This window comes from Hyphomicrobium sp. (assembly GCF_036262015.1).
In the GTDB taxonomy this organism is placed as follows: Bacteria; Pseudomonadota; Alphaproteobacteria; order Rhizobiales; family Hyphomicrobiaceae; genus Hyphomicrobium_C.
This window is the reverse complement of the sequence record NZ_DATAJR010000004.1, coordinates 590,950-606,419: the sequence shown is the minus strand read 5'-3', so window position 1 is coordinate 606,419 and position 15,470 is coordinate 590,950. Positions and strand designations below refer to the sequence as shown.

Annotated in this window: 12 protein-coding genes; 3 read left to right on the top strand and 9 right to left on the bottom strand. The window is 62.8% G+C overall.

Going from position 1 to position 15,470, the window contains the following annotated elements; all coding sequences use genetic code 11:
• Nucleotides 1–2: 2 nt before the first annotated feature.
• From VHO05_RS03780 to VHO05_RS03750, 7 genes are all read right to left on the bottom strand, one after another.
• On the bottom strand, nt 3–185 hold the full coding sequence (locus tag VHO05_RS03780) for a hypothetical protein (protein ID WP_329645279.1): 183 nt from the start codon (nt 183–185) through the stop codon (nt 3–5).
• A gap of 141 nt (nt 186–326) precedes the next feature.
• On the bottom strand, nt 327–1,970 hold the full coding sequence (gene groL, locus VHO05_RS03775) for a chaperonin GroEL (RefSeq protein WP_329645278.1): 1,644 nt from the start codon (nt 1,968–1,970) through the stop codon (nt 327–329).
• Between the two features lie 47 nt (nt 1,971–2,017).
• On the bottom strand, nt 2,018–2,332 hold the full coding sequence (groES, locus tag VHO05_RS03770) for a co-chaperone GroES (protein ID WP_329645277.1): 315 nt from the start codon (nt 2,330–2,332) through the stop codon (nt 2,018–2,020).
• 566 nt (nt 2,333–2,898) lie between these two features.
• Nucleotides 2,899–3,210, bottom strand: coding sequence for an H-NS histone family protein (locus tag VHO05_RS03765; RefSeq protein WP_329645276.1), 312 nt, complete (start codon nt 3,208–3,210; stop codon nt 2,899–2,901).
• A gap of 240 nt (nt 3,211–3,450) precedes the next feature.
• Nucleotides 3,451–4,683, bottom strand: a complete 1,233-nt coding sequence (locus VHO05_RS03760) for an ABC transporter permease (RefSeq protein ID WP_329645275.1) — start codon at nt 4,681–4,683, stop codon at nt 3,451–3,453.
• The gene (locus tag VHO05_RS03755; protein WP_329645274.1) at nt 4,680–5,468 is read right to left on the bottom strand and encodes an ABC transporter ATP-binding protein; all 789 of its coding nucleotides are present in this window, start codon (nt 5,466–5,468) and stop codon (nt 4,680–4,682) included. The genes VHO05_RS03760 and VHO05_RS03755 overlap by 4 nt, the downstream gene beginning before the upstream one ends.
• Nucleotides 5,465–6,940 (bottom strand): efflux RND transporter periplasmic adaptor subunit, encoded by a 1,476-nt coding sequence (locus VHO05_RS03750; RefSeq protein ID WP_329645273.1) that lies wholly within the window; start codon nt 6,938–6,940, stop codon nt 5,465–5,467. Before VHO05_RS03750 ends, VHO05_RS03755 begins: the two co-directional genes overlap by 4 nt.
• Before the next feature lie 395 nt (nt 6,941–7,335).
• Between VHO05_RS03750 and VHO05_RS03745 the strand changes: the two genes are divergently transcribed.
• Nucleotides 7,336–7,932 (top strand): superoxide dismutase, encoded by a 597-nt coding sequence (locus VHO05_RS03745; protein ID WP_329645272.1) that lies wholly within the window; start codon nt 7,336–7,338, stop codon nt 7,930–7,932.
• A 57-nt stretch (nt 7,933–7,989) separates the two neighbouring features.
• On the opposite strand, the gene VHO05_RS03740 is transcribed toward VHO05_RS03745, so the two are convergent.
• Entirely contained in the window at nt 7,990–9,165 is a 1,176-nt protein-coding gene (locus tag VHO05_RS03740; RefSeq protein ID WP_329645271.1) for a hypothetical protein, read from the bottom strand.
• Nucleotides 9,166–9,274: 109 nt separating this feature from the next.
• The gene (locus VHO05_RS03735) at nt 9,275–10,783 is read right to left on the bottom strand and encodes a helicase HerA-like domain-containing protein (RefSeq protein ID WP_329645270.1); all 1,509 of its coding nucleotides are present in this window, start codon (nt 10,781–10,783) and stop codon (nt 9,275–9,277) included.
• A gap of 351 nt (nt 10,784–11,134) precedes the next feature.
• Here VHO05_RS03735 and VHO05_RS03730 point away from each other — a divergent pair, with 351 nt between their 5' ends.
• Together VHO05_RS03730 and scpA are read left to right on the top strand one after the other, a co-directional pair.
• The gene (locus VHO05_RS03730) at nt 11,135–13,054 is read left to right on the top strand and encodes a methylmalonyl-CoA mutase family protein (RefSeq protein ID WP_329645269.1); all 1,920 of its coding nucleotides are present in this window, start codon (nt 11,135–11,137) and stop codon (nt 13,052–13,054) included.
• A 65-nt stretch (nt 13,055–13,119) separates the two neighbouring features.
• Nucleotides 13,120–15,303, top strand: coding sequence for a methylmalonyl-CoA mutase (gene scpA, locus VHO05_RS03725; protein WP_329645268.1), 2,184 nt, complete (start codon nt 13,120–13,122; stop codon nt 15,301–15,303).
• Nucleotides 15,304–15,470: the final 167 nt, after the last annotated feature.

Genomic DNA, 15,470 nt, shown 5'->3' with positions numbered 1-15,470 from the left:
ACTTACTTCGAGCGCGGCCCCTGAAGACGAAGCATCGCGGCTTCGATCCTGCGCCACGTTGCAGCCTGCTCCGCGGCTCCCTCCTCCTCGAAGGAACGGGCCTTCTGTGCGGCTTCGGCAATGGCCTTCGAACCCTGGACTTCCATGAGTTTACGAGCGTGCTCTTCGATCTCGATAGCGAGCATCTGTCCTGCCTCCTTTGCTCGTTTCCGTGACCCTCTGGTGTTTGCATTTGGGGCGCGTGTGCCGAATGGCAAGAGTGCTCGTAAAAGCAAAAAGGCCGGAGCATGCGCTCCGGCCTTTCATTTGGTTGCAGTGGCCGGGACTTAGAAGTCCATGCCGCCCATGCCACCCATGCCGCCGCCCATCGGCATTGCGGGAGCGTCCTTCTTCGGCTTGTCCGCGACCATCGCTTCGGTCGTGATCAAGAGGCCGGCAACGGAGGCTGCGTCCTGCAGTGCGCAACGCACGACCTTTGCGGGGTCGATGACACCGGACGAGACGAGATCGACGTACTCGCCCGACTGAGCGTTGAAGCCGAAGTTGTACTTCGAGCTTTCGAGGATCTTGCCGACGACGACAGATCCATCCTCACCAGCGTTCTGGAAGATCTGGCGAGCCGGAGACTGGAGCGCGCGGCGAACGATGTTGATGCCGACCTTCTGGTCTTCATCATCGGTCTTCAGCGAGTCGAGAGCCTTGATGGCGCGAAGCAGAGCAACGCCGCCGCCCGGAACGATGCCTTCCTCGACGGCAGCACGCGTGGCGTGCAGAGCGTCGTCGACGCGGTCCTTGCGCTCCTTGACTTCAACCTCGGTAGCGCCGCCGACCTTGATGACGGCTACGCCGCCAGCGAGCTTCGCAAGGCGCTCCTGCAGCTTCTCGCGATCGTAGTCCGAGGAGGTCTCCTCGATCTGCGCCTTGATCTGCTTCACGCGAGCTTCGATGTCAGCCTTCTTGCCGGCGCCGTCGACAATGGTGGTGTTTTCCTTGTCGATGGTCACGCGCTTGGCGCGGCCGAGCATGTCGAGGGTCACGGTCTCGAGCTTGATGCCGACGTCCTCGGAGATCACGGTACCGCCCGTGAGAACAGCGATGTCCTCGAGCATGGCCTTGCGGCGATCGCCGAAGCCCGGAGCCTTGACAGCCGCGACTTTCAGGCCGCCGCGAAGCTTGTTGACGACTAGGGTTGCGAGAGCCTCGCCTTCGACGTCCTCAGCGATGATGAGGAGCGGCTTGCCGGTCTGAACGACGGCTTCGAGCACCGGCAGCATGGCCTGGAGACCCGAAAGCTTCTTCTCGTGGATCAGGATGTAGGGGCTATCCAGTTCCGCGATCATCTTGTCGGCGTTGGTGATGAAGTAGGGCGAGAGATAGCCGCGATCGAACTGCATGCCCTCGACGACGTCGAGCTCGGTCTCGAGACTCTTCGACTCTTCGACGGTGATGACACCTTCGTTGCCGACCTTCTTCATGGCCTCGGCGATCTTGGCGCCGATCTCGGTGTCGCCGTTGGCGGAAATGGTGCCAACCTGAGCGATCTCGTCGTTGGAGGTGACCTTCTTGGCCTTGGTCTTCAGCTCGTCGACGACGGCCTGGACAGCGAGGTCGATGCCGCGCTTGAGGTCCATCGGGTTGGCGCCGGCTGCAACCGACTTGGCGCCTTCCTTGACGATGGCCTGTGCGAGAACCGTGGCCGTCGTGGTGCCGTCACCGGCGAGATCGGCGGTCTTCGAGGCGACTTCGCGCAGCATCTGCGCGCCCATGTTCTCGAACTTGTCCTCGAGCTCGATCTCCTTAGCGACCGTCACGCCGTCCTTGGTGATGCGGGGGGCGCCGAAGCTCTTCTCGATAACCACGTTACGACCCTTCGGGCCGAGCGTAACCTTGACTGCGTTGGCGAGGATGTCGACGCCGCGGAGCATGCGCTCGCGAGCATCCTGCGAAAACTTTACGTCCTTAGCTGCCATGTGTGGCACTCCGTTGGATTAAATGGGGGGCTTCTGAAAAAGGAGGCTTAGGCAGCCTTTTTGGCCGACGCCTTGCCTTCGAGAATGCCGAGGATGTCGCTCTCCTTCATGATGAGGAGGTCCTCGCCGTCGATCTTCACCTCGGTGCCGGACCACTTGCCGAAAAGCACGCGATCGCCGGGCTTCACTTCGAGGGCAACGACCTTGCCCTGCTCGTCGCGGGCGCCGGGGCCGACAGCAACGACTTCACCCTGCTGGGGCTTCTCCTTGGCGGTGTCGGGGATGATGATGCCGCCAGCGGTCTTGGTGTCCTCCTCGACGCGCTTTACGACAACGCGGTCATGCAAGGGACGGAACTTCATGGGTAAACCCTCATGATGCTTAGGTGGTTGAATTTGGGGTCATTTCTTCCTGGCCAGCCGTAGCGACGCCAGGTTGCACAGCCCGCCAATCTCAAGGAGACGGGTCCGTGCAGCGCCTATATGTGAGGCGCTGCTAGCAGTGTCAAGGCGTGAGTGCCAATTGTATGGGGTGCGGACTTGAGACAGGCGGTCCGAGCTGGCGACACGTCGACCGCGAAAGCCATTACGCCGTAGGCGGCGCATCCGTCGCAGAGCGCGATGACCAGGGTCGTTTCCAAAAACCCTTGCCACAAATCCGAAGACGGATACTGCGAAAGCGGACACAAGCGCTTCGAAAAGCGTTTGATTTGATCATGAGGTTTGCTGCGCAATTCAGCAGAACACCGCGATCCATTTGGGATGAGACAGTGCCCGATTACCTGTCGCACGCGATCGTTGAGGATCTATGAAACGGCGACGGTGTGCGTCCAATCGCCGCGAAGCAATGCGCTCCGCATAAAGAGTGCGCCGCCAGCATCTGGAGATGCACGGCGGCGCAAAAAAACAACTTAGGGGTTTGAGTAGGATCAAACGGCGAAATCGGTAATTTTCGCACCCTTGCTCAGCCTGGCGACAAGCCAATTCGGCTTTCTGCCGCGCCCTGTCCAAGTTTCCGTGCGATTGTCCGGGTTCATATACTTTACCGCAACAGCCTTGCCCCGCTTACCGCCACCGAAAAGTTCGCCAACGGAAAAACCAGCATTTTCGGCCAGCGATGCAATCTTGTGCTTCAGCTCGGCCCGTTCGCGATCCTTCGCTGCGTTGAGCGCCTTTTGCGCACGCGCGATGTGATCCATCAGCTCCTTTACCGACATCTTATCGTAGTTGATACTTGCCATTATTAACTCCGTTGGTGCGTCGTCCGGTTTATCGGGGCCGAGCCATGCTGCTTCTATAAGCCCTCAAATTCCTCAGCGCATGTAATTTCTTCGAAATGGATAAAGTGCCAATCGAAAAACACTACGCTCACAAACAATCTCAACTTCCGCGAGAGGTCGGCGCCTCCCAGCGACAAGCCGGGCTCAGTAAATTCTTTTCGTGGGGAACGTCAAGGCGGGAGCGAAAGTAAACTCGCCGTTTTATTCGCTTCGCAGAGCATCAATGGGATTTAGGTGCGCTGCACGACGAGCGGGAAATAATCCGAAACAAATTCCGGTTGCCGCCGCGGCAGCCAGCGCGCCACCCAACACCGATGGCGAGACGAGGACCGGCCAGTCCGCTGCATAGGCAATGATTGTCGAGGCTGAAACGCCGATCGTAATGCCGATCAGGCCACCCAGCAGGCACAAGGAAACCGCTTCTACAAGGAATTGCAGCATGATATCGCGCCGCCGGCCTCCGACCGCCATCCGGAGCCCGATTTCGCGCGTCCGCTCTGTCACGGACACAAGCATGATGTTCATGATGCCGATGCCGCCGACAATCAACGAGATGACCGATGTCGCGGCCAGGAGGTAGCTGAGCGTCGTGAGGACCTCGCTCCTCGCTTTCATGGTTTCCGCGAGGTTCCGAACCGAGAAGCTGTCCTCGCCGCCAGACCGGGACTTTCGGCGCTGCCGCAGAAAATTTTCTATGTCTTCCTGCACCTCGGCCATATCCGCCGCCGCGTCGACCTTCACGTAGATGCGTCCGATCCGGTCGTTTTGGACCTGGCTCTTGCCGGACACCCGCATGCGCGCGGTCGTAATCGGCATCAGAACGATGTCGTCTTGATCGCGGCCCATGACCGACTGTCCCTTCGGGGCCAGCACGCCGACCACTTCAAAGGGCACGTTCTTAATTCGGATAGAGGCGCCGACAGGATCCTCGCCAGCGAAGACCTCCTTCGCGACGGTTGCTCCAACGACGGCGACTTTCGCCCCCGTCCGTACATCTTGCAGGGTCAAATCGCGCCCCGACGCGATCGGCCAATCCCGCACCATCGCGTATTCCGCGTGCACGCCGCTGAGGCTCGAGGTCCAGTTGGAGTTTCCGCGCACAACGGGACCAGAATCTTCGATCTGTCCGGATACGGCAGTCACACCGCTAACCTTATCGCGTATTCCAGCGAGGTCGATCTCACTCAATGGAATGTCGGTTCCTGCGCCACCGGCGCGTCCCATGACGCGCATCGATCCTGGAAAGACGACCAGCATGTTCGTGCCGAGCGCTTTGATCTGGCGATCGACTTCGCTCGAGGCGCCGGTGCCTACCGCAACGAGAATAATGACCGACGCGACGCCGATGACGATGCCGAGGGTCGTCAGGACCGAGCGCAAGAGGTTGATCCGCAGAGCGCGGATGGCAATCAGGATGCTGTCCCACACGGTCATGGCGCCTGCCCACTCTGTGTTTGCGGCTGGCTTTGTGTGATGGGAGTCTGACGCACGTCATCGACGATATGTCCGTCTCGGAACGTGATACGGCGTCCGGCCCAAAGCGCGACTTCCGGCTCGTGCGTTACGACGACGATGGTGATGCCTTCGCGGTTCAGGTCGGTAAAGACCTGCATGATCTCTTCAGACGTTCGGCTGTCGAGCGCACCGGTCGGTTCGTCTGCCAGAAGCAGCTTCGGATTGTTAACCAGCGCGCGGGCGATGGCGACACGCTGCTGCTGACCGCCAGAAAGTTGACGGGGGGTATGGTCCATGCGGTTTGCAAGGCCGACCTGCTCCAGCCGCCGGCGCGCCATGGCTTCGCTCTCGACGGGCCTCGGGTGGGCATAGAGAAGCGGGAGCATCACCTGCTGCAAGGCCGACGTCCGCGGCAATAAGTTGAACTGCTGGAAAACGAACCCGATCGTGCGATTGCGAAGAGCGGCAAGCTCGTCGACCGACATCGTGCCGATGTCCCGGCCGTCGAGAATGAGTTTTCCGGACGACGGAACATCGAGCGCGCCGATGAGATTCATCATGGTGGACTTGCCTGAGCCGGACGGCCCCATGATGGCCACGAAATCACCGGTTGCGATTTCGAGCGACACGTGATCGAGCGCGACCAGATCTTGCTCTCCGACGCGGTACACCTTGGTCAGGTCGCGCGCGGAAATGAGCGGGGGGCCCAGCGCTGCGGATGCGCGCGGCTGATCGGATTCAGACTGTCGCTCGATCACGGTCATGACTTGGCGTCGCGCGCGCGCACGATGACGGCTTCTCCTTCCACGAGATCACCGCCGACGACTTCGGTGAACTGGTCATCGGACAGTCCGGTGCGGATGCTGCGCCGCTCAGGCATTCCGGTCTTGCCAAGCACCCAGACACTGGCCGGACGAACGGCCTCGCGACCCTCCTTCCAGCGCTGGAATGCGGTTTTCTGAGCGTCCGTGAGCAACGGGCTCAGCGCCTGCTCCAGACGCGCCGTGAATCGCTGGCGCATGGCGCTGCGATCTCCGCCGCCGGGGCCTCCGCCCATAAAGCTCGACTGGCCCGCGCCTTCGCGCATCTCGCGGCCGAGTTTTTCCATGGCCTCTCGCGCGGCTTTCACTTGGTCGTCCGTGAGGCCGACCTCGGTTTTGATGCGCTCAATCATCTGGGCGCCGCGGTCAGCACCTCGCCCTTCTCCCGCGCTCTGGCCGCCGGCATTGGCGGTATCGATCTTCGGCTTGAAGCGCAGGGCATCGTTCGGAATGCGCAGTGCGCCATCCCGCGTCGCGGAGACGATGGTCACGTTGGCCGTCATACCGGGAAACAGCTTCCGGCCTTCGTTCGCTGCTTCAACGATAACCGTGTACGTAACGACGCTGTTCAGCTCTGTTGCGGCAAGACGCACTTGAGTGACGGCACCTTCGAACTGGCGGTCCGGATAAGCATCGACCGTGAAGGATGCCGGGTTGCCTTCGGATACCGACCCGACGTCGGCTTCGTTGACTTGTGCCTCGATGCGAATGCGCGAGAGGTCTTGGGCGATTTTGAACAACTCGGGAGCCTGCAGGCTCGCGGCAACAGTCTGTCCGGGATCGACGGTTCGCGAGATGACTGTGCCTTCGATTGGCGAGCGGATCTCGGCGCGATCCAGATCGATGGCAGCCTGATCGAGTGCCGCCTTGCGCTGCTCGATCGTGGCTGCGGCGCTCTTGACCTGCGCCTGGGCCACGGCAATTTCGGCCTTGGCCACGTCACGATCGCGCAAAGCCGTTTCGAAGGTGAGCTGCGTCGACAATCGCTTCTCGGCCAAGCCCTCTTGACGCGTGACGTTGGTTTCGGCCGCCTGCAGCATGGCCTTGGCCTTGTTCATCGCCGCTTCCTGGTTGGCCAGAGCAGCGTCGGCGGCCGCAAGATCGGCCTTTGCCTGCTCGACCTTGGCAGCGAAGGTTTTGGCGTCGATGGTGGCCAGGATGTCGCCCGGCTTCACCTCACTGTTGAAGTCAACTTTGACCGCATCGACCTGGCCGGACAGCTGCGAGCCGACGCTGACGGTCACCAGGGCCCGAACCGGCCCGGAGGTGGAGACGATCTTGCGGATCTGCCCCTTCGAAACCCCAACGGTGTCATAAACTACGCCTCCGCCCGATTGCGACGGCGACCCCAGCAGCCACAGGGCGGCAAGGCCGGCCGCGCCCACGGGCACCGCTAGGGTAAAAAGGGAACTCATACGTCTTTTCATCGATGTTCAGCCGATCGCCAAGCTCTCTGCGCAGTTACTCGCATTAGAAGACGGAACAACGGCACGGTTCCGTCGCTTTTTCGGAACCCGAGTAACAGCTTTAGCCGAGAGGCGCAAAATGGCCACAACGATGAATGGCAGGTGAACGCGCCGTTCAGAACGCATTCAGGGGGCGGGGACTAGGGTCATATCACCCTGAGATCCTATCTTCCCCGGCGTGATCCACGGGGGTGTACCGCTCAGGGTCGGTGCACCCCCATCCCCCCTGCCCACAATTTCGGGCCAACGCCGGATCGGTCGCCTTCCTGACAAAGCTTGAATGGAACCTCCCGAGCCGGTAGGCATTGGGCGAAATGATGTTTTCCTCAAGCGGAGTAATGCCGGTGACCTTCAAACTCCCTGAACTTCCTTATGCTTATGACGCCCTCGCGCCGTACATGTCGGCCGAGACGCTGCAGTTCCATCATGACAAGCACCATCAGGCCTACGTCGATAACGGCAACAAGCTGATCGTGGGGTCAGGCCTCGAGGGCAAGTCCCTCGAAGAGATCTGCAAGGCTGCTTACTCCGGCAAGAACCAGCCGATCGTGAACAACGTCGGCCAGCACTACAATCACATCCACTTCTGGAAATGGATGAAGAAGGGCGGCGGCGGCAACAAGCTTCCGGGCTCCGTTCAGAAGCTCGTCGACGGCTACGGCGGCTTCGACAAGATGCGCGCCGACTTCATCAATGCCGGTGTCACGCAGTTCGGGTCGGGCTGGGCTTGGCTCGCGATCAAGGACGGCAAGCTGGAAGTCACCAAGACGCCCAACGGCGAGAACCCGCTGATGCACGGCGCGCAGCCGATCCTCGGCGTCGACGTGTGGGAGCACAGCTACTACATCGACTACCGCAACGCGCGCCCGAAGTACCTCGAGGCCTGGTTCGACAATCTCGTCAATTGGGAGCACGTCGAGGAGCTAGCCGCACAAGCCTAACTTGGGGCGCTAGCTGACGAAATTGGCGCGGGACTTCACGGTCCTGCGCTTTTTTGTTTAGCGGCGGCGCCAGCCGGCCAGCGCGGAAATGAGGCTTTCCCCTTCCGGCGCTTGGATCTCGACTGAAAAGCGGCGATCGGGCAGCGCGACCGGAGCGGGCACGCCGCGGCGATCCCGAAGCAGAGCGGAAATGCGGACCACCAGATCCTGAGGCCCGAGCGCTCTTGGGGTCACGAGCCAGGCCCACCGTCCGACGGTTGCAGGATCGCGCGCCTGCATCATGTGTTTGGCCGTTACGAATTGTGTACGCTCGGACTGGCGCTCGATCTCGAACACTTCGGAGGCACCGTAGAGGCTGATGGACAAGGTCTCCACGCTCTGGCCAACCTCAGGCTGCGAGAGCCCGGCTAAAACGTCCCGATCAAGCGTCAGCTCAACTGTTGTCAGCGATCCCAGCCCCATCGCCTCGGGGATGTGATGCAGGAGAAGTCCCGCCTCGACGGCCTTGGTCAGGTCTTCCGCGGTGATTACGCCCACAGAGGGCCGATCGAACCCGGAGGCGCGATATTGTCCTCTGTCGCCCGGGGCGCCCGGATCGAACGGACCTTGCGGCGAGAGCGTTGGTTCCCGCCGTTCGAACGGACCTGCTTCGACTTCCGGCAGATCCGAGAGTGGGCGGACGCGAATGTTTGTCTTGGCTTCAAGTGTCGGTTCGGGCTGGGCGCCTCCTGGCGCGGATCGCTTCGCGACCGGCGTCTGAGCTGGTTTGCGCGCCGCAACGGGCGAATTCGCAACTGGAGCAGCACCCGTTCTTCGTTGCGTTTCGGCGTTCTCGCGCGAAGACGCCGCAAACTCCCGCAGTGACGATGCAGCCGCGCTCAGCCGGCCAATCATCCGCGCGATGCCATCGATATCCCGCGGTGGGAACATGTTGAGCTTGCGGAACATCAGCGGGAGGCGGCCGGCGTCCAGCTCGGATGGGCGCACGGGTACGAGCAAATTCAGAGGCAGCGCCTCGCGGGCAATCTCCGTAAGCCCTGGGTTTTGAGCCGACGATTCACTCCAGAGCACGATCACGGCCTCGAATTGGCGCAGACGGGACGAACGATCGGGACGCGGCGTATCGGGTTCTCCGTCGAACGAGACGAAATGGCCGCGCCCCATGAGCGTGGCGCCAAGGTCTCTCGCCGTACCGCCGTCCTTGGGCACATGACAGATCAGAATACGTGCCATGCCTGTTTCCCCGAGCTTTGGCCGGTCCTGATGGCCGGCCTAGCCGTCGCCTTCTTCGCAGCCGGACGGCCGCGATCAACCTATTACGCCACGTCTCCGGGCACCTCCCTCAGCGGCTCCTGCCCGTAATGGACTTCACGATGATGTTCTTGATCGTCGTCGCGATCGTGCGGGAGATCGAGCGCTGAAGATCCTTGCCGATCATCTCACCCATACCTTGGCTCGGACGGCCGCCCTTGCCTTTCGCGCCACCGGACGAGCCGCCGCCGAAGATGATATCGCCCCAGCCGCCGCCACCTGCGCCGGCCTCTTCGGTTGCCTGATTGGCGCGCTTGGTGAGGATCTCGTGCGCGCTCTCGCGATCGACCGTTTGTTCGTATTTGCCGTAAACCGGGCTGTACTCGATCACGCTCTGGCGTTCGTCAGCCGAAACCGGCCCCACGCGGCCCTCCGGCGGACGGATGAGCGTACGCTGAACCATGGACGGCTCGCCCTTGTTCTCCAACATGGAGACCAGCGCCTCGCCGACCTTGAGCTCCATGATCACGCGCTCGGTGTCGAGATCCGGGTTCTTGCGGAAGGTCTCGGCGGCCGCTCGGACGGCCTTCTGTTCCTGCGGGGTGAAGGCGCGCAGCGCGTGCTGGACGCGGTTGCCGAGCTGGGCCGAAACGGAGTTCGGCACGTCGAGCGGGCTCTGCGTGATGAAGTAGACGCCGACGCCCTTGGAACGGATCAAGCGGGCGATCTGCTCGATGCGCTCAAGCAGGGCCTTGGGCGCCTCATTGAACAGAAGATGCGCTTCGTCGAAGAAGAATACGAGCTTGGGCTTCGGCAAATCGCCGGCCTCGGGCAGCGTCTGCCAGAGCTTGGTCAGCATCCAGAGCAGGAACGTGGTGTAGAGGCGCGGCTTCTCCATCAGCTTGTCGGCCGCGAGAATGCTGACGACGCCGCGCCCGTCCGGAGCGATGCGCATGAAGTCATTGATGTCGAGCGACGGCTCGCCAAAGAACTGGTCGGCGCCCTGCTCCTCGAGCACGAGCAGGCGGCGCTGGATGGCGCCTACCGACGTGGTCGCCACGTTGCCGTACTTGGCGACGAGTTCCTTGGAACGTTCGGCAACGTTGGAAATGATCGAACGCAGATCCTTGAGATCGAGGATCGGGATCTTCTCGTCGGCGGCGACGCGGAAGGCGATGTTGAGCACGCCCTCCTGCACCTCGTTCAACTCAAGCATACGCGAGAGCAGCAGAGGTCCCATGTCGAGCACGGTGGCACGGATGGGGTGGCCTTCCTTGCCGAAAACATCCCAGAAGATGGTCGGGAACGCCTGCTGCTTCCAGTCGGAGTCGAGGCCCACTTCCTCAGCGCGCTTGACGAGGAAATCCTTCGGTTCGCCGACGGCGGCAAGGCCCGACAAGTCACCCTTGATGTCAGCCGCGAAAACCGGAACGCCAGCCGCCGAAAATCCTTCGGCCACCCCTTGAAGGGTCACCGTTTTGCCGGTGCCCGTCGCACCGGTGATGAGGCCGTGGCGGTTGGCGAAGCGCAGCTCGAGGTATTCCGGCTTCGTGCTCTTGCCGATGAAGATCTTGCCGTCCTGAAGCACCGACTGGCTCATTCCACTCTCCGAATTAACCCAAAAGGCGGCGCTTCCACACGCGCCCGCAACCGGACGGCCACCGCCGACTCGGCCTTGCGCACCCCCTAGCCCTCTTTGCATGGCGCCAAGCCTATTGCAAATTCAGTTGCATGGCCCTCTCCGTCAAGCTGGGGAAATGTTTTTCGCCTCTCGGAAGGCCTTGTGCGAAAGCGCAATTCCGCCGCCCGACATGCGTGTCGTCCAACTGTCGCAGAACACGATTTCCGCGTGCGCAAAGGCGCCATTTTCCTTATAGAGCAGAGCGAAAGTCCGGCGCCCGACGGGGGGCCTCCGACACACCAATCCGATCGACAGGGTTTGAAGGCAACCATGACGGCCGCTGGCACATCCCAAGGCGTTTCCACGACACCCCTCGCTGCCGATTTCGAAGCGGCAACGCGCGAGCAGTGGCTCAAACTCGTCGACAAGGCGATCAAGGGCGCTGATTTCGAGAAAAAGCTCGTCACGCGGACGCAGGACGGCATTCGGGTCGAGCCGCTCTACCGCCGCGAAACAAGCGTCCCGGCGCTGCAGGGCGCGCTTCCGGGGCATGCACCCTTCACGCGCGGCGCCCGTTCCACGGTCGAGGGCCTCGGCTGGGAAATCCGCCAGCGGATCGGTGCGCTCGACCCCGACCGCGCCAACCGCGAGATCCTCGTCGAGCTGGATGGCGGCGCCAACGGCATCATCCTCGACATTGAGGCTCCGGGCCAGACCGGCTGCCGGATCTCGAGCGCCGCCGACATGGCGACCGCGCTTGCCGGGATGCGCCTCGACCTCGCGCCGCTGGAGTTGCGTGCAGGGCTCGGTGCAGCAGATGCGGCCCGTCACCTCATCGCCGCCCTGCCGGGTCTCGATATTCCCTCGAAATCCGCGCAGGTGTTCCTGGGCCTCGATCCGATCGGCTCGCTGGCCCGCTGGGGTACCCTTCCGCTTGCCGTCGACAAGGCGCTCGTCGAGACGATGGCGCTCGCCCGCGAGGCCCGCGCAGAGGTGCCGTCCGTGCGCAGCGTTCGCGTCGACGCGACGGTCTATCATGAGGCCGGGGCGACGGAGGCTTTCGAGCTGGCCGCGCTCGGCTCGACGCTGATTGCCTATCTCCGCATGTTCGAGGCAGCCGGCATCGCACCCGCCGACGCACTTGGACAGATCTCGTTCGCGCTCTCCTCCGATACGGATCTCTTCTCGACGGTAGCCAAGCTGCGTGCTGCGCGTCGCCTCATCTGGCGGATCGCGGAAGCTTCAGGCGCCGGCGATGCCGCAGCAAATCTGCATCTGTCGGCTCACGCCTCGTTCCGGATCATGGCCAAGCGCGATCCCTGGACCAACATGCTGCGCTCGACGCTCGCGTGCGCGGGTGCTGTGCTCGGCGGGGCGGATGCGATTACCGTGCTTCCTTTCACGGCCGCGCTCGGCGAAGCGGACGACTTCGCGCGCCGCTGCGCCCGCAACATCCAGATCGTGCTTCAGGAAGAATCCTGGCTCGGACGCGTCGTCGATCCGATGGGCGGCTCCTGGTACATCGAGAGCCTGACGGACGAAACGGCCAAGGCCGCCTGGGCGCTTCTCCAGGAGATCGAAGGCAAGGGCGGCATCATCGCCGCGCTCGATCAGGGCTTCATTCAGGATCGCGTTGCTGCCGATGCGGCGACGCGGGCCAATGCCATCGCAACAGGCCGCAAAGATCTGACGGGCGTTTCGGCCTTTCCGCTGCTCGGGGACGACGGCGTGAAGGTGAAACCGCTGCGTGCCGCACCCGCCGTACGCTGCAAGGAATTGGTGCGCCCGCTCACACCGCATCGTCTGGCCGAGCCGTTCGAAAAGTTGCGCGATGCAGCCGATGCCCATGCCGAGAAGACCGGCGACGAGCTGCGCGTGTTCCTCGCCAGCATCGGTCAGGTGATCGACCACACGGCGCGCTCGACCTGGATCAAGAACTACCTCGCGGCTGGTGGCATCGCTTCGCTGACGTCGGACGGCTATGCCTCGGCGGATGAAGCCGCCAAGGCCTTCAAGGCCTCGGGCGCCACGGCGGCCTGCATCTGCTCGTCGGATGCGCTCAATGCCGAGCACGCGGAAGCGACGGCCAAGGCGCTCAAGGCCGCAGGCGCGAAGCTCGTACTGATGGCTGGCCGGCCCGGCGACAAGGAAGCCGACCTCAAGGCAGCGGGCGTGGATCGGTTCCTGTTCGCGGGCGCCGATGCGGTCGCGACCCTCAAGGGCCTTCAGGAAAAACTCGGAATTTCGTAAGCTTCGCCCTTCGTGGCCGGCATTCACCATTCAAGGGCGCTGCCCAACAAAAAATGGCTCAAGGCATGACCAGCATTCCGGATTTCACCAAGATCTCGCTCGAAGCCGCGCGCAAGGCCAATGGACTGGCCCATGATGCCCCTTCGGCCAGCGCCGAGGACGAGGTGTTCACGACGCCGGAAGGCATTGCCGTGAAGCAGGTCTACGGCGAGAGCGACACGGCGGGGCTCGACTTCCTCGACACATACCCCGGCATCGCGCCGTTCGTGCGCGGCCCGTATCCGACGATGTACGTCACGCAGCCCTGGACGATCCGCCAGTACGCAGGCTTCTCGACAGCCGAGGACTCCAACGCGTTCTACCGCCGCAACATCGCGGCCGGTCAGAAGGGCCTCTCGGTGGCGTTCGATCTCGCGACGCACCGCGGCTACGACAGCGACCATCCACGTGTGCGCGGCGACGTCGGCATGGCGGGCGTCGCCATCGACAGCATCTACGACATGCGCACGCTATTCGACGGCATTCCCCTGCAGGAAATGACCGTCTCCATGACCATGAACGGCGCCGTGCTGCCGGTGCTCGCGCTCTTCATCGTCGCGGGCGAGGAGCAGGGCGTTCCGGCCGCGAAGCTCGCGGGAACCATTCAGAATGACATTCTGAAAGAGTTCATGGTGCGCAACACCTACATCTATCCGCCCGAGCCTTCGATGCGGATCGTGTCGGACATCTTCGCCTACACCTCGGCCAACATGCCGAAGTTCAACTCGATCTCGATTTCCGGCTATCACATGCAGGAAGCGGGTGCGACGGCGGACCTGGAACTCGGCTACACCATCGCCGACGGCATCGAGTATGCGCGCGCGGGTGTGGCAGGCGGCCTCGACATCGACAAGTTCGCGCCGCGCCTGTCGTTCTTCTGGGCAATCGGCATGAACTACTTCATGGAGATCGCCAAGATGCGCGCCGCGCGTCTGCTCTGGGCGACGCTCATCAAGAAGGAGTTCGCACCGAAGGACGACCGCTCGCTCTCGCTGCGCACGCACAGCCAGACGTCCGGCTGGAGCCTCACGGCGCAGGACATCTTCAACAACGCGACGCGCACCTGCATTGAGGCCATGGCGGCCACGCAGGGCCATACGCAGAGCCTGCACACGAACGGCATCGATGAGGCCATCGCGCTGCCGACCGACTTCTCAGCGCGCATCGCCCGTAACACGCAGCTTGTGCTGCAGCAGGAAAGCGGCACCACGCGCCCGATCGATCCGTGGGGCGGCAGCCATTTCATCGAACGGTTGACCTACGAGCTTGCGCTCAAGGCCATGAAGCACATCGACGAGGTCGAGAAGCTGGGCGGCATGGCCAAGGCCATCGCGGCGGGCATTCCGAAGATCCGCATCGAGGAAGCCGCCGCCCGCACGCAGGCGCGCATCGACAGCGGCCGACAGACCATCGTCGGTATCAACAAGCTGCGCGTAACTGACGATCTGCCGATCAACTTCCTCAAGGTCGACAACGCGTCGGTCCGCGAGCAGCAGATCGCCAAGCTCAAGCGGTTGCGCGGCGAGCGCAACGAGGCGGAGGTGCAGGCCGCCCTCAATGCGCTGACGGAAGGCGCAAGAGGCAACGCAAACCTGCTCGACCTTGGCGTCAAGGCGGCGCGCGCGATGGCAACCGTCGGCGAAATGTCGGAAGCCATGGAAAAGGTATTCACGCGGCACCGCGCCGAGGTCCGCGCCATCTCGGGCGTTTACAGATCGGAGGCGGGTTCCATGAACGACGACGTCGGCACGGTCATCCAGATGGCTGCTGCGTTCGAGAAGGTTGACGGACGCCGTCCGCGCATCCTGATTGCCAAGATGGGCCAGGACGGCCACGATCGCGGCCAGAAAGTGATCGCGTCCGCGTTCGCCGACCTTGGCTTCGACGTCGACATCGGACCTCTGTTCGCGACGCCGGACGAGGCGGCGCGGCAGGCGGTCGAGAACGACGTGCACGTGATCGGCGTCTCGACCATGACGGCCGGGCATCTTACACTGGTGCCGGATCTCAAGGCGGCGCTCGGCAAGGACGGCCGCGACGACATCATGGTCGTCGTCGGCGGCGTGATCCCGCCGCACGACTACGAGGCGCTCTACGCGGCAGGCGCGTCGGCCATCTTCGGCCCGGGCACGAACATCCCGAAGGCGGCCGCGGATCTGATCAACAAGCTCAACGAAAAGTTCGGGTACACGAAGGCGGCGGCGGAGTAATACCCCGGCACCTTCCCTCTGTTTTTGGGCCCCCTAACCTTGAGCGCCGCTCGCGATTGTACGCCGCGGCGACTGGAGGAGGGCCAGCTGTGTGCACGCCATCAGGTTCCATCGATCTTTGGTGCGGGTAGCCGAAGCGTTGCGTGTGGCCTAGGTTTGCTCTCCAA

Excerpts from the sequence above, each read along its gene's own strand:
- VHO05_RS03780 (WP_329645279.1), bottom strand. The coding sequence starts at position 185 with ATGCTCGCTATCGAGATCGAAGAGCACGCTCGTAAACTCATGGAAGTC.
- groL (WP_329645278.1), bottom strand. The coding sequence starts at position 1,970 with ATGGCAGCTAAGGACGTAAAGTTTTCGCAGGATGCTCGCGAGCGCATG.
- groES (WP_329645277.1), bottom strand. The coding sequence starts at position 2,332 with ATGAAGTTCCGTCCCTTGCATGACCGCGTTGTCGTAAAGCGCGTCGAG.
- VHO05_RS03765 (WP_329645276.1), bottom strand. The coding sequence starts at position 3,210 with ATGGCAAGTATCAACTACGATAAGATGTCGGTAAAGGAGCTGATGGAT.
- VHO05_RS03760 (WP_329645275.1), bottom strand. The coding sequence starts at position 4,683 with ATGACCGTGTGGGACAGCATCCTGATTGCCATCCGCGCTCTGCGGATC.
- VHO05_RS03755 (WP_329645274.1), bottom strand. The coding sequence starts at position 5,468 with ATGACCGTGATCGAGCGACAGTCTGAATCCGATCAGCCGCGCGCATCC.
- VHO05_RS03750 (WP_329645273.1), bottom strand. The coding sequence starts at position 6,940 with ATGAGTTCCCTTTTTACCCTAGCGGTGCCCGTGGGCGCGGCCGGCCTT.
- VHO05_RS03740 (WP_329645271.1), bottom strand. The coding sequence starts at position 9,165 with ATGGCACGTATTCTGATCTGTCATGTGCCCAAGGACGGCGGTACGGCG.
- VHO05_RS03735 (WP_329645270.1), bottom strand. The coding sequence starts at position 10,783 with ATGAGCCAGTCGGTGCTTCAGGACGGCAAGATCTTCATCGGCAAGAGC.
- VHO05_RS03730 (WP_329645269.1), top strand. The coding sequence starts at position 11,135 with ATGACGGCCGCTGGCACATCCCAAGGCGTTTCCACGACACCCCTCGCT.
- scpA (WP_329645268.1), top strand. The coding sequence starts at position 13,120 with ATGACCAGCATTCCGGATTTCACCAAGATCTCGCTCGAAGCCGCGCGC.